22 protein-coding genes are annotated in these 22191 nt (G+C 57.5%); 9 read left to right on the top strand and 13 right to left on the bottom strand.

Annotation, left to right across the window (positions count from 1 at the left end; all coding sequences use genetic code 11):
* Positions 1-128: 128 nt before the first annotated feature.
* Positions 129-341, bottom strand: coding sequence for a hypothetical protein (locus J3P90_RS00855; RefSeq protein WP_434675682.1), 213 nt, complete (start codon positions 339-341; stop codon positions 129-131).
* Positions 342-898: 557 nt separating this feature from the next.
* On the opposite strand from J3P90_RS00855, the gene J3P90_RS00850 reads away from it, so the two are divergent.
* Positions 899-1063, top strand: a complete 165-nt coding sequence (locus tag J3P90_RS00850; RefSeq protein ID WP_434675681.1) for a plasmid mobilization protein — start codon at positions 899-901, stop codon at positions 1061-1063.
* 165 nt (positions 1064-1228) lie between these two features.
* Here the strand turns inward: J3P90_RS00850 and J3P90_RS00845 are convergent, their stop codons facing one another.
* From J3P90_RS00845 to J3P90_RS00835, 3 genes are read right to left on the bottom strand one after another with little or no spacing between them, the layout of a single operon-like run.
* Positions 1229-1537, bottom strand: coding sequence for a hypothetical protein (locus tag J3P90_RS00845; RefSeq protein WP_434675680.1), 309 nt, complete (start codon positions 1535-1537; stop codon positions 1229-1231).
* Positions 1527-1775, bottom strand: a complete 249-nt coding sequence (locus J3P90_RS00840; RefSeq protein WP_434675679.1) for a hypothetical protein — start codon at positions 1773-1775, stop codon at positions 1527-1529. The genes J3P90_RS00845 and J3P90_RS00840 overlap by 11 nt, the downstream gene beginning before the upstream one ends.
* A gap of 56 nt (positions 1776-1831) precedes the next feature.
* Positions 1832-2371 (bottom strand): hypothetical protein, encoded by a 540-nt coding sequence (locus J3P90_RS00835; protein ID WP_434675678.1) that lies wholly within the window; start codon positions 2369-2371, stop codon positions 1832-1834.
* Between the two features lie 99 nt (positions 2372-2470).
* Between J3P90_RS00835 and J3P90_RS00830 the strand changes: the two genes are divergently transcribed.
* From J3P90_RS00830 to J3P90_RS00800, 7 genes are all read left to right on the top strand, one after another.
* On the top strand, positions 2471-2719 hold the full coding sequence (locus tag J3P90_RS00830; RefSeq protein ID WP_178903073.1) for a helix-turn-helix domain-containing protein: 249 nt from the start codon (positions 2471-2473) through the stop codon (positions 2717-2719).
* Between the two features lie 223 nt (positions 2720-2942).
* Positions 2943-3134, top strand: coding sequence for a hypothetical protein (locus J3P90_RS00825; RefSeq protein WP_434675677.1), 192 nt, complete (start codon positions 2943-2945; stop codon positions 3132-3134).
* Positions 3135-3205: 71 nt separating this feature from the next.
* Entirely contained in the window at positions 3206-6226 is a 3021-nt protein-coding gene (locus J3P90_RS00820) for a type I restriction endonuclease subunit R (RefSeq protein WP_434675676.1), read from the top strand.
* 3 nt (positions 6227-6229) lie between these two features.
* Complete coding sequence (locus J3P90_RS00815; RefSeq protein WP_434675675.1) at positions 6230-7510, top strand: restriction endonuclease subunit S; 1281 nt, start codon at positions 6230-6232, stop codon at positions 7508-7510.
* A complete protein-coding gene (locus J3P90_RS00810; protein ID WP_434675674.1) occupies positions 7507-8595 on the top strand; it encodes an AAA family ATPase in 1089 nt (362 codons plus the stop codon). The genes J3P90_RS00815 and J3P90_RS00810 overlap by 4 nt, the downstream gene beginning before the upstream one ends.
* A 3-nt stretch (positions 8596-8598) precedes the next feature.
* Positions 8599-8769 carry a hypothetical protein gene (locus tag J3P90_RS00805; protein ID WP_434675673.1) on the top strand — a complete coding sequence of 57 codons (171 nt, stop codon included), beginning with the start codon at positions 8599-8601 and terminating at the stop codon, positions 8767-8769.
* Positions 8766-10424 (top strand): type I restriction-modification system subunit M, encoded by a 1659-nt coding sequence (locus J3P90_RS00800; protein WP_434675672.1) that lies wholly within the window; start codon positions 8766-8768, stop codon positions 10422-10424. The genes J3P90_RS00805 and J3P90_RS00800 overlap by 4 nt, the downstream gene beginning before the upstream one ends.
* A 651-nt stretch (positions 10425-11075) precedes the next feature.
* On the opposite strand, the gene J3P90_RS00795 is transcribed toward J3P90_RS00800, so the two are convergent.
* From J3P90_RS00795 to J3P90_RS00770, 6 genes are all read right to left on the bottom strand, one after another.
* Complete coding sequence (locus J3P90_RS00795) at positions 11076-11693, bottom strand: hypothetical protein (RefSeq protein WP_434675671.1); 618 nt, start codon at positions 11691-11693, stop codon at positions 11076-11078.
* A complete protein-coding gene (locus tag J3P90_RS00790) occupies positions 11690-12262 on the bottom strand; it encodes an RNA polymerase sigma factor (protein ID WP_434651198.1) in 573 nt (190 codons plus the stop codon). The genes J3P90_RS00795 and J3P90_RS00790 overlap by 4 nt, the downstream gene beginning before the upstream one ends.
* A 177-nt stretch (positions 12263-12439) precedes the next feature.
* The gene (locus J3P90_RS00785; protein WP_434675670.1) at positions 12440-14116 is read right to left on the bottom strand and encodes a vWA domain-containing protein; all 1677 of its coding nucleotides are present in this window, start codon (positions 14114-14116) and stop codon (positions 12440-12442) included.
* Positions 14117-14367: 251 nt separating this feature from the next.
* Entirely contained in the window at positions 14368-15681 is a 1314-nt protein-coding gene (locus J3P90_RS00780) for an MFS transporter (protein WP_420767745.1), read from the bottom strand.
* Positions 15682-15718: 37 nt separating this feature from the next.
* Positions 15719-15892 (bottom strand): hypothetical protein, encoded by a 174-nt coding sequence (locus tag J3P90_RS00775; protein ID WP_420767744.1) that lies wholly within the window; start codon positions 15890-15892, stop codon positions 15719-15721.
* Between the two features lie 133 nt (positions 15893-16025).
* Entirely contained in the window at positions 16026-16583 is a 558-nt protein-coding gene (locus J3P90_RS00770; protein ID WP_434675669.1) for a YbhB/YbcL family Raf kinase inhibitor-like protein, read from the bottom strand.
* Between the two features lie 140 nt (positions 16584-16723).
* On the opposite strand from J3P90_RS00770, the gene J3P90_RS00765 reads away from it, so the two are divergent.
* Positions 16724-18256, top strand: a complete 1533-nt coding sequence (locus tag J3P90_RS00765) for an FAD-dependent oxidoreductase (RefSeq protein ID WP_434675668.1) — start codon at positions 16724-16726, stop codon at positions 18254-18256.
* Positions 18257-18326: 70 nt separating this feature from the next.
* Here the strand turns inward: J3P90_RS00765 and pgaD are convergent, their stop codons facing one another.
* The 3 genes from pgaD to pgaB are packed head-to-tail and all read right to left on the bottom strand — an operon-like array spanning position 18327 to position 22181.
* Positions 18327-18830, bottom strand: coding sequence for a poly-beta-1,6-N-acetyl-D-glucosamine biosynthesis protein PgaD (gene pgaD, locus J3P90_RS00760; RefSeq protein WP_420767741.1), 504 nt, complete (start codon positions 18828-18830; stop codon positions 18327-18329).
* On the bottom strand, positions 18827-20182 hold the full coding sequence (pgaC, locus tag J3P90_RS00755) for a poly-beta-1,6-N-acetyl-D-glucosamine synthase (RefSeq protein WP_420767740.1): 1356 nt from the start codon (positions 20180-20182) through the stop codon (positions 18827-18829). Before pgaC ends, pgaD begins: the two co-directional genes overlap by 4 nt.
* Position 20183: 1 nt before the next feature.
* Complete coding sequence (pgaB, locus tag J3P90_RS00750) at positions 20184-22181, bottom strand: poly-beta-1,6-N-acetyl-D-glucosamine N-deacetylase PgaB (protein ID WP_434561350.1); 1998 nt, start codon at positions 22179-22181, stop codon at positions 20184-20186.
* Positions 22182-22191 lie beyond the last annotated feature (10 nt).

Here is a 22191-nt window from a genome sequence, read left to right as displayed (position 1 = left end):
CAGTAGCAGCCAGCCTGATCACTAATTGATAATGGCCTCGCACTACTCTGTGAAACGTGCGAACTCCGCAATCAAAACGACGACCCGCATGCCGCCACTCTCGCAAGAATCTTTCGATACGTGAGGAGCTATTTGCTCTTAGCGAACGCTGGCGGGGCAATGCGCTGTCGGCGCTGGCTTGGATTGATAGAGTCAAGCAGAACTTCCTTGATGCGCTGAGCAGAAATCTCGAGCTCTTCGTGGGAGGCGTTCTGGACAGCACGAATCAACCGCTCACGATTGGAGCGCTTCAGATCCATAATCTCGGCGAAGCTACTTTCGGAGTCATTGGACTGTTCCATAACTATCTCCAAGGTATCTTGAGAGAATTACCTGAGATCAACACGCCAGTGTCAAATAGCTCCCTCAGATTCGTCACTTTAGCCTTTGTCCCTCCGCATCACCACAACCGTCCAAAAATCGTCTCACGCTTATCAACGTCAAGCGTGCACGCATGCTGTTTATACCCTCCCTCTGTATCAGAAAATCACTCAAGGCCAGGGGTAATTCGGTAAATCCTAGCTGTCGCACTAGCGTCTTTCTCGCCATCCAATCGTCGTATCCTCAGCCGCTGATGGATGATGCATTTTTTGCTTATGTAATCGTTTTGAATTCGTGTTTTTTCCGTACCCATCGCGTCCCCTCAATGCCAACACCTCTTTCATCCCGGCTGTAACCGAGTAGTGCAAAACTCATCTAAACACTGAAAGGAAAGACTAGGACAAGGTAGGGTTTGCTATACCGCCAGTACCTGGTGCCTCACAACCGGCACGCGCCAGTCGTTGCACTCCCTTTGCTTTGCCTACCGTCCCTGCTCAGGGCAAGCCCCGAGACCCCAACACCTGAAAAAGGAAAGCTCATGAGCCTTAGCGAACAACGCCGACGCACAGGGTGGCTGCCGGCAATTCGTTGTTTCGAGGAAGAAGAAGCACTGGTACGCGAGAAAGCCCACGACAGCGGGATGAGTGTTGGTCAGTTCGTGCTGGCCGCCGCATTAAAGCGACAGACCAGAAGCAAAAATTGACTCCCACGTAATCAATGAGCTGCGGCGCCTAGGTGGCCTTCAAAAGCATCTTTTCACAGAGGGCAACGGCGCGCTTTCTAAGGAGTACGCAAATGTCCTGGTTGAGATAACCGAGGCCATTAAGCGTATCGGGTGTTGAGATACATCCGTCGGCGCCTTAGTGACTCACAGCTCTGTCCTTATCTCATGCAATGCCAGAACTTCGTGCTCTGCCAGACCATGACTGCACTGTTCCAACCCTGCCGTCGAGTTCAGCACTTGATGCTCGATTTCCTGTTGCTCCAACAATCTTCCCAACAAGATGACCTCTCCGTCCGCCTCCAGCTTACGAAGCTGCTCTGGACAGCTAACCGCCCAACGATCAAGTATTTGCCAGCCACGGGCGTGATAAGACGGAGAGCGAAGAACAGATTCAATGGTTCCACGCGCCAACAAGTTGGCAGCGATCGATAGCGGCGCGCTTTCACTGAGCATATGCGCCTCCTTCCTTACGAAGGCGTGTAATCATTCTTGTATTTTGCTCCATCGCGGAAGACCGAAAACCGCCTTTTTTCTTCAGTTCTCCGATGTGTTGATGGGAGAACCCGAGAGCAATAAGAGCGACGACATCATTTCGGGCGAGAGCCTCATTAGCCAAACGCATTATCGCATTGGCCTGTTTTAGTCGATCGATATCTGGTGGCATAGCACTAGCCCTGATTGGTTTACTCATTGATAGCCTCCAACAAATGATGGATGACACTCAGCAATGCTAGCCCAGCGCCTCATTTAGGTACCAAGCAACGTATTGAGTCGAGCCTCAGTACTGAGCACTTCTGCCGGCTTCAGAACGATGCTGAATACAGGAACATCAAGATTGCTGGTTAGCACCTCTAGCCGATGGTTATGCTTCCCGACCGAAACAATCCGCCAAGAGTTAATTTCATCGAACTGAAAGAAATGCTCTGCGCCTTTGACTGGGTAGGCCAGTAGCCTGCGTGCTGAACCGTCGATCCCCAGGTAGGCATCGTTGATCTTCGCGAATACTTCGATCTGCGGCTGAAAATTTGAAGTCTGGAATCCGGTGACCAGTCTCCTCAGCTTCTCGCCATAGCGTTGGTTAACACGCCAGAACAACCATACCCCTCCAACGAAGTAGAAGACTAAAGCCCAGAACAACCATCGAATGGCCGGATCAGCACTATTGGTAAACCCCAAAAAAAACGGCAGGCTGAAACCGCACAAAATCACCACAACAAGCAGCAACGCGCCAACCGGTAGGCACCCAACAGCCCATAGCACTCGAAATAGCTCCCACAACTGCCTCATCACTTATCCTCGTGCAAGTATTTGACACGAAAATATCTGAAAATCAGATATCTTAAAAGCAGATATAGCTTGGCAAGCCGCCCCTCCGGATACGCGGCCATGACCAAAGCGATTTATCGACGCGAGCACAAGATTTTTCTTCAAGTACTAAGACGCCTCCGTGTCCAATCAGGCTTGACTCAAGCCCAGTGCTCTGCAGCTATGGGCCGGCCACAGTCATTTATGAGTGATGTGGAGCGAGGTGTAAGAAGGCTAGATACCATCCAGCTCCGTGATTTGTGCCTTGTCCTAGGAACTGATCTCACTAACTTTTCCAAAGCTTACGAACAAGCTCTCAACGAGGAATAGCGCAGGCATCTCACTTTTTACCAACAGTACGTGCTAGGCAATAACCGGCCAGAATCGGACAGCTCGCCAGTCCGATTGGATTGAAGTATTAGGTGTGACGTTTTGAGTGAAGCAGGGACTACTCAGGCTCCAGCCCATACCGCTTCATAAAGCCATGTATTTGTGTTGTTAAAATATATGCAAAGGCAGTACATTTGCGTGACATCGTTGACGAGACGCCGCTATGTCACGCCTGAAGGACGAAACCCTTTCTATCCGCACCTCCGCCGAAATCAAGCAGCTTTTGCGCTTGGCGGCTGATCGTGAGCGCCGCTCGGTGGCGTCGATGGTCGAGATTTTGGTGCTGGAGTACGCACGCAATCATGACTTGAGTCTGGACCGCCTAGGCGGGAAATCCCCTAAGGCGAATTCTTGACATGGCTGTGATGCGCCACAGGTAGCCGCCTATCCGCCACACTCACGCTTCTATGACGGCAGGACAGATTCATGACCATCACCGAACACCAGATCGAGCAGGACCTGCTCGCCAAGCTCGGCGACCTCAAGTACAGCTATCGCCAAGACATCCGCGACCGCGCCGCGCTCGAAGCCAACTTTCGCGAAAAGTTTCAGCAGCTCAACCGCGTCAATCTCACCAATGAGGAGTTCTCGCGCCTGCTGGAAGAAATTGTTACCCCAGACGTGTTTACCTCCGCGCAAACGCTGCGTACGCGCAATAGTTTTATTCGTGAAGATGGCACACCGCTAAACTACACCCTCGTCAACATCGAAGACTGGTGCAAGAACAGTTTCGAGGTTGTAAATCAGCTGCGGATCAACACCGACAACAGCCACCACCGCTTTGACGTCATCCTGCTCATCAACGGTGTGCCGGTCGTGCAGATTGAGTTAAAAACGCTGGGCATCAACCCGCGCCGCGCTATCGAGCAGATCGTCGAATATAAGAACGACCTCGGTAACGGCTTCTCCCGCACGTTGTTGTGCTTCATGCAGGTATTTGTCGTCAGCAACCGCGATTCTACCTACTACTTTGCCAACAACAACGCCCGGCATTTCAGCTTCAACGCCGATGAACGCTTCCTGCCCATTTACCAATTTGCTGCGCTGGATAACACCAAAATCACCGGGCTGGATGATTTTGCCGATGCCTTTCTGCCTAAGTGCACGCTCGGCCAGATGATCAGCCGTTACATGGTGCTGGTCGCCAGCGAGCAAAAATTGCTCATGATGCGGCCCTATCAGATCTATGCCGTCAAAAACATTGTTAAGTGTATCGAAGAAAACAGCGGCAACGGCTACATCTGGCACACCACCGGCAGTGGAAAGACGCTCACCAGCTTCAAGGCCTCCACCCTGCTCAAGGCCAATCCGAATATTGAAAAGTGCCTGTTCGTGGTCGATCGCAAAGACCTCGACCGGCAAACCCGCGAGGAATTCAACCGTTTCCAAGAAGGCTGCGTCGAGAGCAACACCAACACCAGCGAGCTCGTCCGCCGTATGCTGTCAGACGACGCATCCGACAAGGTTATCGTCTGCACAATTCAGAAGCTTGGCCTGGCACTGGACGAGGGCAGCAAACGTAACAAAAACCGCGAAAAGCGTGGGCTTGCCACCTATGCCGAACAGCTCGAAGCGCTACGCGAAAAACGCATAGTCTTCATCTTCGACGAATGCCATCGTTCGCAATTCGGCGAGAACCACCAGGCTATCAAGGCTTTCTTCCCCAAGGCCCAGCTTTTCGGCTTCACCGGCACGCCTATTTTTGAGGACAACGCCAGCGTCAAGCAGATCAGCGGTGACACTCAGACACTCAAGACTACGCAGGACCTCTTCCAGCAGTCCCTGCACGAATACACCATCACCCACGCGATTGAAGACCGTAACGTCCTGCGCTTTCACGTCGACTACTACAAGCCCGACGGAAAAAGTCCGCCCAAGCTTGGTGAAACTCTAGCCAAGCGTGCCATCGTCGATGCCATCCTTGCTAAGCACGACGCCGCTACGGGGGGGCGTAAGTTCAACGCGATTCTGGCCACAACCTCCATCAATGACGCCATCGCCTATCACGCGTTATTTGAAGAAACCCAAGCCGAGTTATTGCGGGCAAACTCCAGCTTCGTGCCGCTCAATATCGCCGCCGTGTTCTCACCACCGGGCGATGTGAGCGCCGATGTACGGCAGTTGCAGGAAGACTTGCCCACCGAGCTAGAAGATAACAAGCAGGAACCGGATGACAAGAAGGCAGCGCTGCAAGCTATTATTGCCAGCTACAATGTCCGCTTCGATTCGAACCACCGCATCGAGGAGTTCGATCTCTATTATCAGGACGTGCAGCAGCGCATCAAGGATCAGCAATGGCCGGATGCTGACCTGCGCAAAGCCAATCCCAAGGCTCCGCAACACAAAATCGACATCACCATAGTCGTCGATATGCTGCTCACCGGCTTCGACAGCAAGTATCTCAATACGCTCTACGTCGATAAAAACCTCAAGTACCACGGCCTCATTCAGGCTTTCAGTCGCACCAACCGCGTGTTAAATGACACCAAGCCTTTTGGCCACATCCTCGACTTCCGTGGGCAACAAGAGGCGGTGGATGCTGCCATCGCGCTTTTCTCCGGCGCGAAGGCCGATGAGGCGCGCAAGATCTGGCTGGTGGACAAAGCCCCCGCTGTAATCGAAAAGCTGCAAGAAGCCGCACTCGGACTGCAAAGTTTCATGGAAGCGTACGGGCTTTCAGGCAAACCAGAAGAGATCGCCACCCTGAAGGGCGACGAAGCCCGTATCGGCTTCGTCGAAGTATTCAAGCAGGTGCAGAAGCTGCAAACCCAGCTCGACCAGTACACCGACCTCACTCCCGAGCAGGAGGCCACTATCCAGGCCATCCTACCCCCGGACGAACTCACCGCCTTACGTGGCCAGTATCTGGAAACGGCCAGACGCCTGCGGGACGAGCGCTCCAAACCCGGTGATGAAAAGCGCGAGCAGCTAGAGCGGCTCGATTTCGAGTTTGTTCTCTTCGCTTCTGCCACAATCGATTACGACTACATCATGAAGCTGATCGCCGACTTCTCCAGCAAGAAACCTGGCAAAGCCACCATGAGCCGTGAGCAACTGGTCAGCCTAATCGCGAGCGACGCCAAATTTATCGACGAGCGAGAGGACATTACCGAGTACGTGATGAGTCTCAAGGCCGGAGAGGGTCTGGACGAGCGCGCTATCCGTGCTGGCTATCAGCAATTCAAGGCGGTAAAAGCCACCCGAGAGCTGACAGAGCTCGCTGCCATGCACGGTTTGGCAACGACGGCACTTCAAGGCTTTGTGGACAAAGTACTAGAACGACGCATCTTCGATGGCGAACAACTCACCGAATTACTCGCCCCCCTGGAGCTGGGGTGGAAAGCACGCATCCAAAAGGAACTGGCCTTGATGGGTGAGCTGGTGCCGATGCTGAAAAAGCGCGCAGGAGGCAGGGATATCTCGGGCCTTCAGGCATATGAGGATTGATTGATGGAAAAAGAAGATAAGGCAGCGTTAGTGCCGAAGTTGCGGTTTCCGGAATTTCGAAATGCAGAACCATGGAGCCGATTGCCCCTTAACGAGCTGCTTCGTGAACGTAAGCAACGAAATAGGGACTTGAGGTTCGGACCCAGTGAAGTGCTATCTGTATCTGGGGAGCATGGGTGTGTGAATCAAATCGAGCATTTGGGGCGATCTTATGCAGGTGCAAGCGTCAAGGAATACCACGTTGTCGAAACAGGTGACGTTGTTTACACCAAGAGCCCGCTGAAAAAAAACCCCTATGGAATTATTAAGGAAAATAAAGGTAAACCGGGTATTGTTTCTACACTTTATGCCGTTTACCAAGTTACTAAGCTGGGGGATCCTACCTACCTAAATCATTTCTTTTCTAGTGACTACAACCTGAACAGTTATTTGCAACCTATCGTAAGGAAGGGCGCAAAGAATGATATGAAGGTTAACAATGCTGCGGTGCTAACTGGGGAGATATGCGTTCCAAAAAAAGAAGAGCAGCGAAAGATCGCTGACTTCCTGACCTCACTGGACGAGTTGATTACAGCTCAAGCGCGAAAAGTCGACGTATTGAAGACTTACACGCGCGTCCTGATGCAGCAGCTCTTCCCCCGCGAAGGTGAACCTTTTCCCCGCCTCCGCCTGTCCCAGTTCTGCGATGCGCCTGAGTGGGAGTCGACAATTTTGGATGCTCTGGTTGATTTTCAGTCCGGTAGTACGCCTTCGAAGGCCAATCCTGCATTCTGGAGTGGTTCGATACCGTGGGTGTCCGCCAAAGATATGAAGCGACTCTTCTTGGACGACTCGGAGGACCACATTTCGGCCTCTGCTGTCGATGTCGGAGCTAAGGTGGTTCCTGCGGGTACAGTGCTCATGCTGACGCGAGGCATGACATTGCTTAAAGATGTGCCCATTTGCGTATTACACCGCGAGATGAGCTTCAATCAAGACGTAAAAGCTCTGCGCCCAAAGGGCAAAACGGAAGGCCTGTTCGTGGCGCTCCTTCTTCTTGGAAATAAGCAGCGTTTGTTGAGGATGGTCGATATTGCTGGCCACGGAACTGGCAAGCTGAATACTGACGACCTAAAGGCACTAAAGCTAATGACGCCGAAGCCAGCCGAGCAGCAACGGATTGCCGAGTTTCTCTCTTCCCTGGATGTTCAGATTGAAGACGAGAAGAAAAAGCTCGCCGTGCTGAATATCTATAAAAATGGCCTAATGCAGCAACTCTTCCCGTCCTTGGAGGGCTCCAAATGACGCCCGACGAAATCGCCAAGACACTTCGGGATGACGCTGCGCGGATCACGCTCGCGTATGCCTTCAACGCGACCGGAAAGACGCAACTCAGCGTGGCGTACAAGAACGCAACCAAGCAAGCTGACGGCAGCCATATCGGGGTCTATTACAACGCCTACAGCGAAGACCTCTTTATGTGGGACAACGATGAACAGAAAGATGGGGCCGATGTGCGGCTGACCCTGCGGCCTAGCAGCCTCAGCAGGTTCCATACCTTGCTGACCGAAGACAACATCCGCGACAAGCTCAAGGCCTATAAACCCAAGTTCGGATTCGCATTCAACCTGTACGAGGACGATCCGGAGAGGGGAATCGAGTCAATTTCATTCTTCATTCCGAACCAAAATCCAGACGTGCCTCAGCAGTCGATCAAAATCTCGCGGGGTGAGGAGCGGGTCTTCGTTTGGTGTTTTTTTCTCGCGCTGTTCGAGGTTGAAGGTTGGGCCGACAAGCAGTCGAGCCACTTCTTTATCGATGACCCAGTGTCCAGCCTCGACGATCACAATATTTTTGTCACGGCTGCGACCCTGTTAGATCTCATCGAAAGTCAGTTCGAGACGCGCAGGATCATCATCACCACACACCATATCGGGCTGTTCTCGATCCTGAGTGATTGGCTTAGCAAGGGTGAGAAGAGCAGCAAGTTCAAGAAGCACACAAAGCACTACATCCTTAGTGCGAAATCAGGCGAGCTTAAACTGGAGACATGCGAGAAGGACGTATTCCTTTACCACCTGCGGGTATTGCAGGTCCTTTCCAATGCCCATAAGGCCAAAGATGTCAGGGCCTACCACTTCGCGATGCTCCGGCAGGTTTTGGAGAATGTGGCGTCGTTCCTCGGCGTTGGGCAATTTAGCTATGTGCTGAATCAGATCGGGATCAATGAGCCCAATCGGGTAGCAGACATCGTGAACGCCTTATCTCACAAGAAAGTTTACTACTACGAGTCGGATAGCGTTGTTCAAGACAACCTGAATATATTTGATGAAGTCATGAAAGGGCTCATCGAAAAGTACAACTTCGTTTTGCATGCAGATGCGGCCTGACACATGAGCGAACTGATCTTGTGTACGACAGAAGATGGGCATAGCCAGATCGCCGCACTTTATATCGATGATGACAAGCACCGTAAACAGGACGAGGCACGTCAGGCCGATGCACAGAATGATGTCGAACTGCACACACTCGATAACACACTTAAGAAACAACCCAAACCATGACCGAACAAGACCAGAAGCAGTTAGGCAAAACTCTATGGGCGATTGCCGACCAATTACGCGGATCGATGAACGCCGACGATTTTCGCGATTACATGCTGTCGTTTCTCTTTCTGAGATACCTCTCGGATAGTTACGAGCAGGCCGCCAAGCGGGAGCTGGGGCCGGATTATCCGGAAGTGACACCGGACATAATGGAGCAGATCGAGGTCACGACACCGCTTCAAATCTGGTACGAGGAGAACGCCAGCGACGTTGCGGCGTTCGAGAAGCAGATGCGTCGCAAGGTCCACTATGTGATCGAGCCAGCTTACCTGTGGGACAACATCGTCCGCCTGGCCAAATTGCAGAGCAGCTTGCTGCTCGATACCCTACAAAGGGGTTTCAAGTACATTGAGAATGAGTCCTTCCAGAGCAATTTCCAGGGCCTGTTCTCAGAGATCAACCTTGCCTCTGACAAGCTGGGCCGTCAGTATTCGGAACGTAACGATAAGTTGTGCTCGATCATCTCGGAGCTGGCGCGTGGTATGTCGCTGTTCTCCACCGATACCGACACACTAGGTGATGCTTACGAGTACCTGATCGGACAGTTCGCGGCGGGATCGGGCAAGAAGGCGGGTGAGTTTTATACCCCGCAGCAAGTCTCGAACATTCTGTCAGCCATCGTCACCCTCGACGGCCAGGCGCCCGAAACAGGCCCACGCAAGAAACTGGAAAGCGTGTTCGACTTTACCTGTGGCTCGGGCTCACTGCTGCTGAACATCCGACATCGCATCAGGGAAGCGGGCGGAAGCATCGGCAAGATTTACGGGCAGGAATACAACATCACTACCTACAACCTAGCGCGCATGAACATGCTACTGCACGGGGTGAAGGACACTGAATTTGAGATCTACCACGGTGACACGCTAACCAACGCTTGGGACTTTCTGCGCGAGACCAATCCGGCGAAGAGGCCGCAGTTTGACGCGGTGGTGGCTAATCCGCCGTTTAGCTATCGCTGGGACCCGAGCGACACGATCAGCGAAGACATGCGCTTCAAAAATCACGGTGTGGCACCCAAGAGCGCGGCGGATTTCGCCTTTCTACTACACGGGTTGCACTATCTAAAGGACGACGGTGTGATGGCCATCATCCTACCTCACGGTGTGCTATTTCGTGGTGGTGCGGAAGAACGTATTCGTCGCAAGCTGCTGCAGGATGGACATATTGATACCGTGATTGGGCTGCCGGCCAACCTGTTTTATTCAACAGGCATTCCGGTCTGCATCCTCGTGCTCAAAAAGTGCAAGAGATCGGACGATGTACTGTTTATTAACGCGGCCGAGCACTTCGAGAAGGGTCGACGGCAGAACCAGCTGTCAGACCGGCATATCGATAAGATTATCGAGACCTACATGCAACGCCCCACGGAAGTGCCGCGCTATGCGCGACGGGTTAGCATGCAGGAGCTCGAGAAGAACGATTTCAACCTTAATATCTCACGCTACGTCAGTACTGCAGTGGCGGGTGAGGAGATAGGCCTTACGGCCGTGCATGCTGAGCTCGTGGCACTGGATCGAAAAATCGAGATGGCTACCGATAAACACAATCAGTTCCTTAAGGAACTTGGATTACCGCTGCTGCCCTACGGCACCGATGTATCGCGTTCTGAGTAAAAGTGTGAGGTATATGATCCTGCGCTAGATGTGCATAGCGCATGGTCACGGCCAAGCTGGAGTGGCACAGAATTTCTGCGGGGTGAGAGGCCAAATCAAGCACTTTGATAGACGTATGTAGTTCCAGAGCCTCGACAGGTGCACAACGTGCCGGCCGGCGTTTGTCAAAGCCTCTGAAGTCAACGCGTTCTATGGCCTTTCCACGTGGCTGATTCCGAATTGGTGGGCAGACCAATATCCGAAGGCAGCTTTGCTTGGTTCCAGCCGCTGTTGAGCTGCTGCAATGGGTTGATCGCTGTAGATCATCTCAGCCAACTAGTCAGCTTGAATGCACAGGACTGGTCATCTGGAGTATATGGACCGAAATCGATTAGGCTTGCCACAAACTTGCCACACTCGCCCCGCTAAAGCGGGCGAAAGCCTGCTAACCACAGCTACCACAACCCTTTGATTTCCCGGCTTATCCGCGCTAACGTGTTGATTCTAAACGTCGACTTTTAGGACTCCGAAGGCAGGGGTCGTGGGTTCGAATCCCGCCTGGTGCGCCATACCAAAAGCTAGACCTGTCCCGGACAGTCTACGAGCTTCAAAAAACCCGCCCCGTGCGGGTTTTTTGTTTTTGCTGCCCGTGGCGAGGGGGCTGGCATCTTCTCAACGCTCACGCAAAGCCTCCAACCGCGCCGGCAAGTCCTCCTTGGGAAAACGTTTGTGCAGCGCCAGCAGTTTTTCATCAGCGGCCTTGCTATCTCCTGCCTGCCGCAATTGCAGGATTTCCATCAAGCCCTGCTCCAGCGATGGCAGTGCCGCGGGTGCGGATTTGCTCATTTTCGTCGCTGGCTTTTCCGCCAACAATTGCACAGGGCTGGCCGGGGCTCGGGCCAGCTCGCCCTGGGGCGCCATGCGGGCGATCGGGGCCGGGGCGGGCATGGCCGGCGGTGCTGCGGCGGCGACGGCTGACTTTTGCTGGTCGGCAGAAAACTCGATCGACGCGGGTGCGGCCAACTCATCGTGAGGCAGGGGTGAGCGCAGCGCCAGGCCGATCATCAGCGCCACACCGGCGACCGTGGCGAATGCCATCTGCCAACGTGGCCGCTGACAAGCTTGCAACCAGCGCTGCCACAGGCTTGGCACGGGCGCCGGAGCTTCGCGTCGGGCGGTGGCCAGGATAAAGGCGTCTAGCGAGGCCGGCGGTTCGCCGCTGGCGTGCTGACGCAAATGCTCGATCAATATTTTGTCGTCTGCATCCGGAGCGTGTTTGGGGTCGATCATGCGGGTACCTCCTCGGCCAACAGCCGGTGCAATTTCTGTTGGGCGTAACGCAAGCGGCTTTTCACCGTTTCCAGTGGGGCGCCGGTCAGTGCGGCGATCTGCGGCAGTTCCAGGTCGCCATGCAGGCGCAGGAGGAAGACTTCCCGCTGATCCTCGGGCAAGGCCTGCAACGCGGCGTCGAGACGCGCCTGGTCGCGACTCAGGCTCAGTTGTTGCTCGGGGCCGCCGGTGTCGTCGGGCTGGACATGCAGTTGCTCGTCATAACTGTCGTGCAACGGGTTGTGGACGCCATGCTTGCGCCAGTGGTCAATCAAGCGGTTGCGGGCAATCTGGAACAGCCATGTACGAAAACTCGCCCGTCCTTGTGGCTGGGTCGTGCTGCGAATCAGGCTGAGCCAGGTGTCCTGGAAGATTTCCTCGGCCAGTTCGGCCTTGTTGCTCAAGGACACGAGGAACCGATAAAGCCCTTGGCGATGGCGGGCATACAGGGCTTCGAAACAAGCCCCGTCGCCATCTCGGTAGCGGGCCAGCAGCGATTCGTCGCTGGGTGAATCAAGCGCAGCGGGCATGTCGGTGACGAACTCCTTTCTGGTCATTGCAACACAGTCCTGGCAGACAACAAGGGAACCCTGTGGGAGCGAGCTTGCTCGCGATGGCGGTATGTCAGGCAATACACATGCAACTGATCCGACGCCATCGCGAGCAAGCTCGCTCCCACACATTTTTGATCCCCGTTGCGCTCGGGATCAGCGCCTGGCCGCAGGTTCAAGGCTCTGCGCAAGCTCCACCAACTGCACAAACTCGGCGCGCAACCCGAACGGGTCATCGCCACGGGCCGACCGCGCCAGTTGTGCGGTGTCCTTCAGGCTCATCGCGCCTGTGTAGCGTCCATCGCCCTTGAGTTGCTGGGCGAAGGCCGCCACGGACGCCGCGAAGCGCAGGTCATCGCTGGGTTGTTTTTCGCTTTGCGCGCTGGCGATTGGATGCTCGATCAAGCGACTGTTGCCGCCCTCGGCCGGTTTGTAGCGTACACGTAACATGGCCAGTTCGCCGACCTTGCCATCCGACTTCGATGCGTTGCCATAACGCAGCGGCTCCAGCCAGCCCTTCTCCCCCTTCGGAACAACTTCGTACAACGCCGTCACCGTGTGCCCTGCGCCAATCTCGCCCGCGTCGACTTTGTCATTGTTGAAATCCTCACGTTTCAATGCGCGGTTTTCATAACCCAGCAAGCGATATTCGCTGACCTGGGCCGGGTTGAACTCCACCTGCAACTTCACGTCCCGCGCCACTACCGCAAGCGTCGAACTGAGCTGATCCACCAGGATCTTGCGGGCTTCGAGCAAGTTATCGATGTAGGCGTAGTTACCATCGCCGGCGTCAGCCAATTGCTCCATCAGGTGTTCGTTGTAGTTATCCACACCAAAGCCTAGCGTTGTCAGGGATACGCCACTTTTACGCTGATCCACCGCCATCTGCTTGAGGCTGTCGAAATCACTGATGCCGACGTTGAAGTCACCGTCGGTGGCCAGCAGGATGCGGTTGATGCCCTTGTCGATGAAGCTTTCCCGGGCCATTTGATAGGCCAGTTCGATGCCCGAGGCCCCCGCGGTTGAACCGCCAGCGTTCAGCTGATCGATGGCGTTGCGGATCTTCACTTTGTCGCTGCCCGGAGTGGGCTTGAGCACCACGCGAGATTCGCCGGCATAAACCACCAGCGATACGCGGTCCTGATCGCGCAATTGATCCACCAGCAGTTTCAACGTGCTTTTGACCAGCGGCAGCCCTTCACGACGGTCCATGGAACCCGACACGTCCACCAGGAACACCAGATTGGCCGGGGCCAGCTCCGCCACGGCGCGGTCGGACGCCTTGATGCCGATGCGCAACAGACGGGTATGAGGATTCCATGGCGACGGCGCGACTTCGGTAGTCACGCCAAACGGCGAACCATCGGTGGGCAAGGCGTAATGGTAAGAGAAGTAGTTGACCATCTCCTCCAAGCGCACGGCGCCCTCGGGCGGCAGGCTGCCTTGGTTGAGCAGACGTCGCACATTGGCATAGCTGCCGGTATCGACATCCACGCTGAAGGTCGAGACCGGCGTTTCGGCAACGCTATGGATGGGATTGTCCGGCAGCTTTTCGTACTGCTCGCGCGACTCGGCGCGGTAACCCGCGGCGACGGCATCGTTCGCCACGCTTGGGGCAGGCATTGGTGCCGGTTTCATGAGCATGCGCTTGGCCGTCGACTGGCGCACTTCGGCGATCTCGCCTTGCGGTACAACACTGGGCGCCACGGCCACCGGCTCGGCTGACTTGGCCGCTTCGTGAGACGAAGACAACCCACAACCGGCCAACGTCACCAGCATGGTGACAGCAAAACCCTGGGCGGCAGGACGCATAAAAGACAGTGGGCGGGACATGGGCTGAACCTCGTGGATGGATGATTCGTTCACAAGGTCAGACGTAAGGCCTGCGTGGTTCGGGTTAATCGCTTGGAAATAATTTCCTGACTGCTCGCAGCCCCTCCTTAGCCCCTGATGCCTTTGCGATTTTCCCTCAGGTTACCGCCACGACGGTTTCCTTCAGTCCACCACCGACGTTACTCGGCGCAGATCCGTGCCATCGCAATGGTTTAAGCGAGCACCGTTGAGTCGGCACACTGTCCGCTAACTCACGATTCGCACACCAGCGAGGGCTGGACAGACTTCGTGTGCCGTTTCGGAAAATAAGCAGCCGCGCCGACGCCCAGCGCGCCCATCACTACGCAGTACCCCACGCACACCCAAGGACTCCACGGCACCAAAGCAATCAGCACCAACGGCGTGATGCTCGCCCACAGCGCGTAGGCGATGTTGTAGGTAAACGAGATGCCAGATACACGGATTTTTGCCGGAAACAGGCTCACCATCACCGAAGGCACCGCGCCGACTACACCGCAACCCAAGCCGGCGATAGCGTAGGCCAGGCCCAGCCACGCGCTGCCGCTGATCAGGCTGGCGAAGAGCACGGCGATGCCCACGGGCAGCAGCAGGCTATACAGCATCACCGTGCGCCAGGCGCCGATGCGGTCGACGATGAGGCCGGCCAGGACGCAGCCGATGTTCAGGAAAACGATGCCGAGGCTGCTCAGGGCGAAAGTGTGGCCAGGGGTCAGGCCGAAGCTCTTCTGCATCACGGTCGGGGTGATGACCACAAATACCACCACAGCAGAGGTCAGCACGCAGGTGAGAATCGCGGCGGGCAGCAAGGCGTGGCGATGGTCGCGCAGGACCGTGCGCAGCGGCAATTCCGCCGCGCCTTCGCGATTGGCTTGCAGCGCCATGAAGATCGGCGTTTCGCTCAGCCAGCGGCGCAGCCAGACGCCAATCACACCGAATACCCCGCCCAGCAGGAATGGCAGGCGCCACGCGTAGTCAAGGATTTCCGCCGGGGTATAAATCCGCGCCAGCGCCGTGGCGGTCAGGGCGCCGAGCAGATAGCCGAAGGTCAGGCCCGCCTGGAGAAAGCCCAAGGCATAACCTCGATGTTTCAGTGGCGCATGTTCAGCGACGAAGACCCAGGCGCTGGGCACTTCCCCGCCGACCGCCGCGCCTTGCAGGATACGCAGCGCCAGCAACAGCAACGGGGCGAAATAACCGATTTGCGCGTACGTCGGCATCACGCCGATGAGCAGGCAGGGCAACGCCATCATGAGAATGCTCAGGCTGAACACCCGCTTGCGCCCCAGGCGATCGGCAAAGTGCGCCATGAGAATCCCGCCCAAGGGCCGTGCCAGATAGCCGGTGGCGAAAATTCCGAAGCTTTGCAGCAAGCGCAGCCACTCGGGCATTTCCGGTGGGAAAAACAGCTGGCTGAGGGTCAGGGCGAAGAAGACAAAAATGATGAAATCGTAGATTTCCAGCGCACCGCCAAGGGCGGCGAGGCCCAGGGTCCTGTAGTCGGATCGGTTGAACCGGGCGTCTGGCAAATGAGTGGTGGCAGTCATAGGCAAGTTTGAAAAAGAATTGGAAGAAGGCGACGGTTCAGGCAGCGGGCCCCTTGTCCGCGGGCTGCACCGACGATTGGCCTGGCTCGGCGTCCGCGGCCTCGTCAGCTGGCAAGAAATCCTTGCGGCTCTGGGCGATGGCCCGGCGTATTTCGTCGCCCTTGGTGGGGCAATTCTTGAGGCGGGCGATGCCGTCGGTTTTCTGCGTCATCGCCATCCTCCGGCATGAATGAACAGGGGCTCGATAGTGCTCGTTTTTAGCGCACGATGCCAACTTACGTGACGATTGGGGCTGCCGGGCAACCCCGCGGGTGCATGCTTGCTCGCCCGGAGCCGAGGCCCGGTCAACGGTGATAGCGGCGCACCACGCTGCTGTTGCGCAGGACGTGACCCTTGAGTTTTTCCATCAATTGGGCCCGTGTGAGGCCGGCAGGGAAGGCGTCGGGCGGCAGGTCCAGGGCGAAAATCTGGATCAGGTAATGGTGTGCGCTGTCACCCACGGGCGGGCACGGTCCGATGTAGCCGTGGGTGTTTTTGCTGTTGATGCCGCTCATGCCCTCAAGCGTGGATTTGGTGCCCGCGCCTGTCGGAATCTGTCGGGTGCTGGCCTTGATTCCATAATGGACCCAATGATCTACGCCTTGTCCACGCTGGCCGTCGGGGTCGAGCATGACGATGGCGTAGCTGAGGGTGCCAGGCGGGCCGGCATTCCAGCTCAGGGCCGGGGAAATATTCTTGCCGCCACATTGGTTGGCGTCGCTGGCGGCCGCTGCGGTGAAGAGGCGGTCGTCCGACACGCCGGGAATGCTCAGGGTAAAACGCTCTTCAGCCTGGACTCCCTGTGCGCACAGCACGAGGGTGACGGCCGCGAGCCAGGAGGAAAAGGAAGTCAATCGGGTCATACCGGGCACCTTGAATGCGGTTCAGGCCAACGACGGCCTGCGAACTATAGCCGCAGCGCCGCCCCGGTTGCAGTGACAATTACGCTGAACCTCGTTCCAATCCCTCGACTCCAACGGGAAACGCCTGCCGGAGAACGACCATGCCCATGCATCAAGTCGCCCGCCTCGCTGATGTGCGAGAAGACCGCGGCCTCGAAGTCACCCTCAACGACGCGCCCATCCTGCTGTTACGGGCTGGAGGGCAAGTGCGGGCGTTCCAAGGCAAGTGCCCGCATGCCGGGGCGCCTTTGGCCAAGGGCGCCGTATGCCACGGAAGGCTGATCTGCCCCTGGCACAAAGCCGCGTTTCGCGCTGAAGACGGCGCCCTGTGCGAGCCGCCGGCCCTCGACAGCCTGGAGCGTTATCACGTCGAGGTGCGAGGCGAAGAAGTCTGGGTCGATGATCAACCACTGCCGGCCGAAAAAGTCCCCCCCGCCGATGACCCGCGCACGTTTGTCATCGTCGGCGCCGGCGCGGCGGGCACGGCATGCGCGGCGGCGTTGCGCGAGAAGGGTTTCGGCGGCCAGATCCAGCTGATCGACCGCGAGGCCGAGGCCGGCTACGACCGGACGGTGTTAAGCAAATATGTACTGGCTGGCGACATGGCTGCGGACGAAACTCCGCCTCTGCGCGATGAAACTTATTTCAGCCAACAACGCATCGAACGGCGCCACGGCCAAGTGACCGGCCTTGATGTCAATGCGCGTCGGATCCGCCTCGCCGACGGTCAATCACTGGGTTACGACGCCCTGTTGATTGCCACTGGCGGCGAACCCAAGACGCTGGATCTGCCCGGTATCGACTTGCCGCAAGTCCTGATGCTGCGCTCCTTGGCCGATACACGGCGGATTCTCGAACATGCGCAGCCGGGGCAACGAGCGGTGATCATCGGCGACAGTTTCATTGCCATGGAGGTCGCCTCCTCCCTGCGCAAACGCGAACTCAGCGTCACCGTCCTGGCTCGTCACCCTGTGCCGTTCGCGGCGCAGTTCGGCGACAGTATCGGCAAGGCGATCCTGGCTCGGCACCGGGCCAATGGCGTGGTGTATCACACCGACGGCGAAGCAGCGCGGATCGAGGGTATGGGCAAAGTACACGCCGTGGTGCTGGATAACGGCCAACGCTTTGAGGCGGACCTGGTCATCGTCGGCGTCGGCGTGCGCCCGGCCACGGAGCCGTTCGCCAACCTGCCACGGGAGAAAGACCAATCGTTGATTGTCGACGACGGCATGCGCGTGGCCGACGGCGTCTGGGCCGTGGGTGATATCGCGACCTTCCCCCTCAACGGCCAGCCCCAGCGCATCGAACATTGGCGGCTGGCCCAGCAACAGGCCCGCATCGCCGCGACGAACATGCTCGGTGGTGAAGAACATTACCTGGACGTGCCGTTCTTCTGGACCTATCACTTCGGCAAACGCTACGACTATCTGGGCCATGCCGAGGAATGGGACGAAGTGCAATTCAAGGGCACGCCCGAGCATCCGCCCTTTATCGCGCTGCTCGGCAAGGACGGCCTGGTCGTGGCGGTCGTGGCCTGCGATGAAGGCCGGGCGATGGCGGCACTGGCCCAGCGCATGAAACAACCGCTGCCTGTGGACGAAGCTTGGCGGCTGGTCCGGGATTTTTCGATGTAGCTTGTCTTTGCAGACGCCACAAAGCCTGTGGGAGCGAGCTTGCTCCCACAATGAAGCAGCACCGCTGCGCTTACGCCGAATGATCCGCCGGCAGATGAATGATCTGCGGTCGCTCCAGCGGCGCCAGGGGCGGCGGTTGCAAGTCCGGGCCCAACAAGTGGAAATGCGGCACGACGTGGCTGATATCGCCGTCCTGATTGTTATGGATGATCTTCGAACCTGGCTGGCGCAGCGTTTCCAGACGTTCGCCGGTCAATTTGAAACTGGCACTCAGCCCCTGGTCGTCCACTGCGGGCCTTGGCAGCCTACGCTGGGCGAAGCTACGGCTCTTGCGCTGTTGATAGCGCGCCCAGCTGATCAGGATGATTGCGTTGACCAGCGCGATCCAGCCGTAGATCTGCAACGTCCCCAGGGTGTCGAACAATGAACCGCCCAGACGCGGGCCCGCGTGGCTGTCAAACAGCGGCCACAGACCGTTCACCAGCAGGTACAACAGTCCAACCCACGCCAGTACCGTAAAGAGCACGTCGATGATCACCAGAAAAGGCCGCTGGCGGGTCCTGATAATTTTCATCGGATCACTTCCTCTTCTTCGTCATCGAACGGTTTGATCCCGCGATCCGGGCTGATCCAGCGCGCGCGTTTCTGATGCTGTCCGAACAGCACCTTGGGGAAACTCACCAGCGTGGTGAACAAACTGATCAGCCAGAACACCAGGGGGTACCAGACCACCCAGAACATGATGTGCCACAGGCCCTTTTCGTAGCGACGGTCGATCAGAATGCTCACCGCGAATTGCATCAGGCACACCACCGCCAGCAACAGGCCGGTGAAAGCCGGCGGCATCAAGTGGTCCACGGCGATGGCGGCTGGCATCTCGACGAATTTACCGGCTCCCCAGAAGATCACTGACAGCAGGAAGGTGAACGCCCAACCGGTGGACAGGCAGTATTCGAACAGCAGCGGCCACAGGTAGCGGTGACGGTATTGCCAGATGCCGCGGATGTTCTTGAATAGCACCTCGGCGCCACCCTGGGCCCAACGCAGCCGCTGCCGCCACAGGCCACGCAAGGTTTCGGGCATGAGGATCCAGCACAGGGCGCGTGGCTCGTAGAAAATGCTCCAGTGGTCCAGTTGCAGCTTCCAGCTGATGTCGATGTCCTCGGTGATCATGTCCGGGCTCCAGTAGCCGACCCGGTGCAGGGCGGTACGACGGAACGCGACGATTACGCCGGACACGGTAAAGATCCGCCCGAAAACCCGCTGGGTGCGCTTGATCAAACCGATGATCGAGGAAAACTCGCCGACCTGGACCCGGCCCACCAACGTCGAACGGGTGCGGATGCGCGGGTTGCCGGTCACCGCGCCAAGGCGGGCGTTGTCCAGCATCGGCGCTACCAGGTAGGCGCAGGTGTTGGGCGCCAACAGCGCGTCGCCGTCGATACACACCAGGTATTCGCTGCGTGCGGCGATGGCGCCCATACGCAGGGCCACGGCCTTGCCCTGGTTTTCCGCCAGGTGCAGCACGCGCAAGCGCGGGTCTTCGACGGCCAGTCGATCGAGCACCTCGGCGGTGTTGTCCTTGGAGCCGTCGTTGATGGCGATGACTTCAATGTTCGGATAATGCTGGCCCAGCGCTGCGTGAATCGTGTCGGCAACGTTGTCGCCTTCGTTGAAGCACGGGACCAGGATGCTGATCAGCGGCTCGCCGGCCAGGGGCGGCGGCAACGTGTCGTCCTTCCACGGCCAGTGACGCTCCCAGTGCAGCCAGAAATACAGGCCGCCAGCGATCCACAGGCCGGACATGAACAGCGGGTAGAAGAACACGAAGTCCATCAGGAATTGCCCGGTAACCAGGAAGATCAGGCCCAGGGGCACCCCAAGGACGATCGCCAGCACCAGGACGGCGAGCAGTCTGTCAAGCATGTCAAGGATTCCACTTGTTGGAGAGCGCCGGCCGCACGGCTTTCACGGCGGGCTGGTCTTCGATGAAATTGTCCGGGTAGTAGCCGAAACTGGTCACGCCCTGGCGCTTGAGGCGCCCCATCCAGTCGGCCAGTTGTTCGCCCTCGATGTCTGCCACTGGCTTGCTGTGCCAATCACGGGCTTGCAGTTCGAACACCGTGCGCTTGAGTGCACCGGGGCGAGCCTTGATGGTTTCCACCAATCGCTCCAGCCAGGGCCCCGACTGTTCGCGGGTCTGTTTTTCCATCAGGGGCATGGCCATCGGCGCCGTCCAGTCGTAGGCGGCGAGGAAATCGTCAAGGTTCTGGGCGAACCAGGCTTCGCTTTCCGGGTTGAGCATCGGTTCGGCAAAGATGTTGCGCGCCGTGCGCACCTGCGGGCCACGTATCGCCCGGACCTTGGCGGTGAGCTCGGCGGTGAAGTCGATCAGGTAGCGGCTCTTGAAGCGAGTCCAACGCTGCATGGCGGCAGGGTCATCGCGCAGGGCAGCGATCGATTGCGGCAAGCCATGGGCGGCGTACACTTTCATCGCGGCGGGGCCGGCGTCCTCGAAGTCGGAGAATACGGCATCGTCATGATAAAGAACGCCGTCCACCGAGCTCATCCGCGCCATGTCCTCGTAGATCTCGCCGATGATCTTTCGCACGTTCGGGTCGAACGGCGACAGGCGTACATATTGGTCTGGGGCGACGCCCGTCTTGCCGGTCTCCGGATCCCAGCGCTGCACGCGCGGCAACTTCGAATCCAGGGCAAAACTGAGTACCGGCATCCACGCATAGACCTTGACGTTGGCCCGGGTGCGCAATTGCCATGCAACGCGGTCGAACAGATCGGCGCGCACCGGCAGGTGGCGGTTAGGAAAGTACAGCGAGTGGACCAGACCATCGCCTTTTGGATCGGCGAACGCTTGCAAGAACACCGTGTTGGCGCCCAGGTCATAGATGCGCTGGACCAGTTTGCCGACGTTGGCCTCCTGCTGCACGGGGTCAGAATCGTAGACGTAATCCAGGTCGACGTGGACCACCCGCATCGGGTCGATCGTTTGCACTGAAGCGATACTTTCGGCGAAGTGAGCACCATCCGGATCGGATGCGACCAGGAAGCGCGGTCCACTCATCAGGTTATCGAGGCTGTCGAGGCCATCTTCCAGGGTCAGGGCCATCTGGTAACCCTGGCTGCCGATCACTTGCAATGCGGTGCCGTCGGCCTCGCCGTAAGGCCACACCCAGACACGCGGGCTGTAGCCGACCACCTTGCGGATCTTGTCTGAAATAGCCGCCACGTCTTTGCGCATACGCGCCTGGAAATCGGCCTCGCTCTCATAGCGACCGGTCACGGCATCATAGAGCCGGGTAGTTGCCGCCGGCTGTTGGTTTCCTTGGGGATTGGCGAGCACGCCTTTGTGGTTGGCGTCGGTGTGGGCCGCGATTTCCACCAGGCCCGATTTCGAAATCTCGCGAATCTGCTCCCACGTGAGGAACTCGGAACGCTTGCGCGGCACACCGGCGAAATCCACATTCTGGTTCATCGGCGTGTCGACCCAACTGCCGACCGGGGCCAGGATTGCCGGCCAGTTGTAGGCTCGCAAGATTGGCATGACGCGCGTATAGAAGCTTGAGTAGCCATCGTCGAAACTCAGCAACACCGCACGCGGCGGCAGTTGCGGTCCGCCGTTGCGGGCAGCGATGATCTGGTCGACCGTGACCGCCTGGTAATTGTTTTCACGCAGCCAGGCCAGCTGTTCAATCAGGCGCTCAGTGCGCACGGCTACCAGGCCCTGGTCGGGGTCGCGGTCTTCGACATCATGGTAGGCAATACCCAGCACATGGTTTTTCGGCCACGGGGCATCGTTCGCCGCGACCGGCCGTTGCGAAGGTGGCGCGAACGCCGGGGCTTGCTGGGCACAAGCGCTGATCAGCAAGACTCCCAGCAGAAGGATGAATCGCGAAATGACGGGCATTTTCAAACTC

Source organism: Pseudomonas sp. D3-10 (genome assembly GCF_051132175.1).
In the GTDB taxonomy this organism is placed as follows: domain Bacteria; phylum Pseudomonadota; class Gammaproteobacteria; order Pseudomonadales; family Pseudomonadaceae; genus Aquipseudomonas.
The sequence above is the reverse complement of the archived record's forward strand: the minus strand, read 5'-3'. Positions and strand labels throughout refer to the sequence as shown.

Excerpts from the sequence above, each read along its gene's own strand:
- J3P90_RS00850 (WP_434675681.1), top strand. The coding sequence starts at position 899 with ATGAGCCTTAGCGAACAACGCCGACGCACAGGGTGGCTGCCGGCAATT.
- J3P90_RS00845 (WP_434675680.1), bottom strand. The coding sequence starts at position 1,537 with ATGCTCAGTGAAAGCGCGCCGCTATCGATCGCTGCCAACTTGTTGGCG.
- J3P90_RS00795 (WP_434675671.1), bottom strand. The coding sequence starts at position 11,693 with ATGATCGACCCCAAACACGCTCCGGATGCAGACGACAAAATATTGATC.
- pgaD (WP_420767741.1), bottom strand. The coding sequence starts at position 18,830 with ATGAAAATTATCAGGACCCGCCAGCGGCCTTTTCTGGTGATCATCGAC.
- pgaC (WP_420767740.1), bottom strand. The coding sequence starts at position 20,182 with ATGCTTGACAGACTGCTCGCCGTCCTGGTGCTGGCGATCGTCCTTGGG.
- J3P90_RS00815 (WP_434675675.1), top strand. The coding sequence starts at position 6,230 with ATGGAAAAAGAAGATAAGGCAGCGTTAGTGCCGAAGTTGCGGTTTCCG.
- J3P90_RS00820 (WP_434675676.1), top strand. The coding sequence starts at position 3,206 with ATGACCATCACCGAACACCAGATCGAGCAGGACCTGCTCGCCAAGCTC.
- J3P90_RS00810 (WP_434675674.1), top strand. The coding sequence starts at position 7,507 with ATGACGCCCGACGAAATCGCCAAGACACTTCGGGATGACGCTGCGCGG.
- J3P90_RS00840 (WP_434675679.1), bottom strand. The coding sequence starts at position 1,775 with ATGAGTAAACCAATCAGGGCTAGTGCTATGCCACCAGATATCGATCGA.
- J3P90_RS00770 (WP_434675669.1), bottom strand. The coding sequence starts at position 16,583 with ATGACCCGATTGACTTCCTTTTCCTCCTGGCTCGCGGCCGTCACCCTC.
- J3P90_RS00780 (WP_420767745.1), bottom strand. The coding sequence starts at position 15,681 with ATGACTGCCACCACTCATTTGCCAGACGCCCGGTTCAACCGATCCGAC.
- J3P90_RS00775 (WP_420767744.1), bottom strand. The coding sequence starts at position 15,892 with ATGACGCAGAAAACCGACGGCATCGCCCGCCTCAAGAATTGCCCCACC.
- J3P90_RS00785 (WP_434675670.1), bottom strand. The coding sequence starts at position 14,116 with ATGTCCCGCCCACTGTCTTTTATGCGTCCTGCCGCCCAGGGTTTTGCT.
- J3P90_RS00805 (WP_434675673.1), top strand. The coding sequence starts at position 8,599 with ATGAGCGAACTGATCTTGTGTACGACAGAAGATGGGCATAGCCAGATC.
- J3P90_RS00765 (WP_434675668.1), top strand. The coding sequence starts at position 16,724 with ATGCCCATGCATCAAGTCGCCCGCCTCGCTGATGTGCGAGAAGACCGC.
- J3P90_RS00825 (WP_434675677.1), top strand. The coding sequence starts at position 2,943 with ATGTCACGCCTGAAGGACGAAACCCTTTCTATCCGCACCTCCGCCGAA.
- J3P90_RS00830 (WP_178903073.1), top strand. The coding sequence starts at position 2,471 with ATGACCAAAGCGATTTATCGACGCGAGCACAAGATTTTTCTTCAAGTA.
- J3P90_RS00835 (WP_434675678.1), bottom strand. The coding sequence starts at position 2,371 with ATGAGGCAGTTGTGGGAGCTATTTCGAGTGCTATGGGCTGTTGGGTGC.
- J3P90_RS00790 (WP_434651198.1), bottom strand. The coding sequence starts at position 12,262 with ATGCCCGCTGCGCTTGATTCACCCAGCGACGAATCGCTGCTGGCCCGC.
- J3P90_RS00855 (WP_434675682.1), bottom strand. The coding sequence starts at position 341 with ATGGAACAGTCCAATGACTCCGAAAGTAGCTTCGCCGAGATTATGGAT.
- J3P90_RS00800 (WP_434675672.1), top strand. The coding sequence starts at position 8,766 with ATGACCGAACAAGACCAGAAGCAGTTAGGCAAAACTCTATGGGCGATT.
- pgaB (WP_434561350.1), bottom strand. The coding sequence starts at position 22,181 with ATGCCCGTCATTTCGCGATTCATCCTTCTGCTGGGAGTCTTGCTGATC.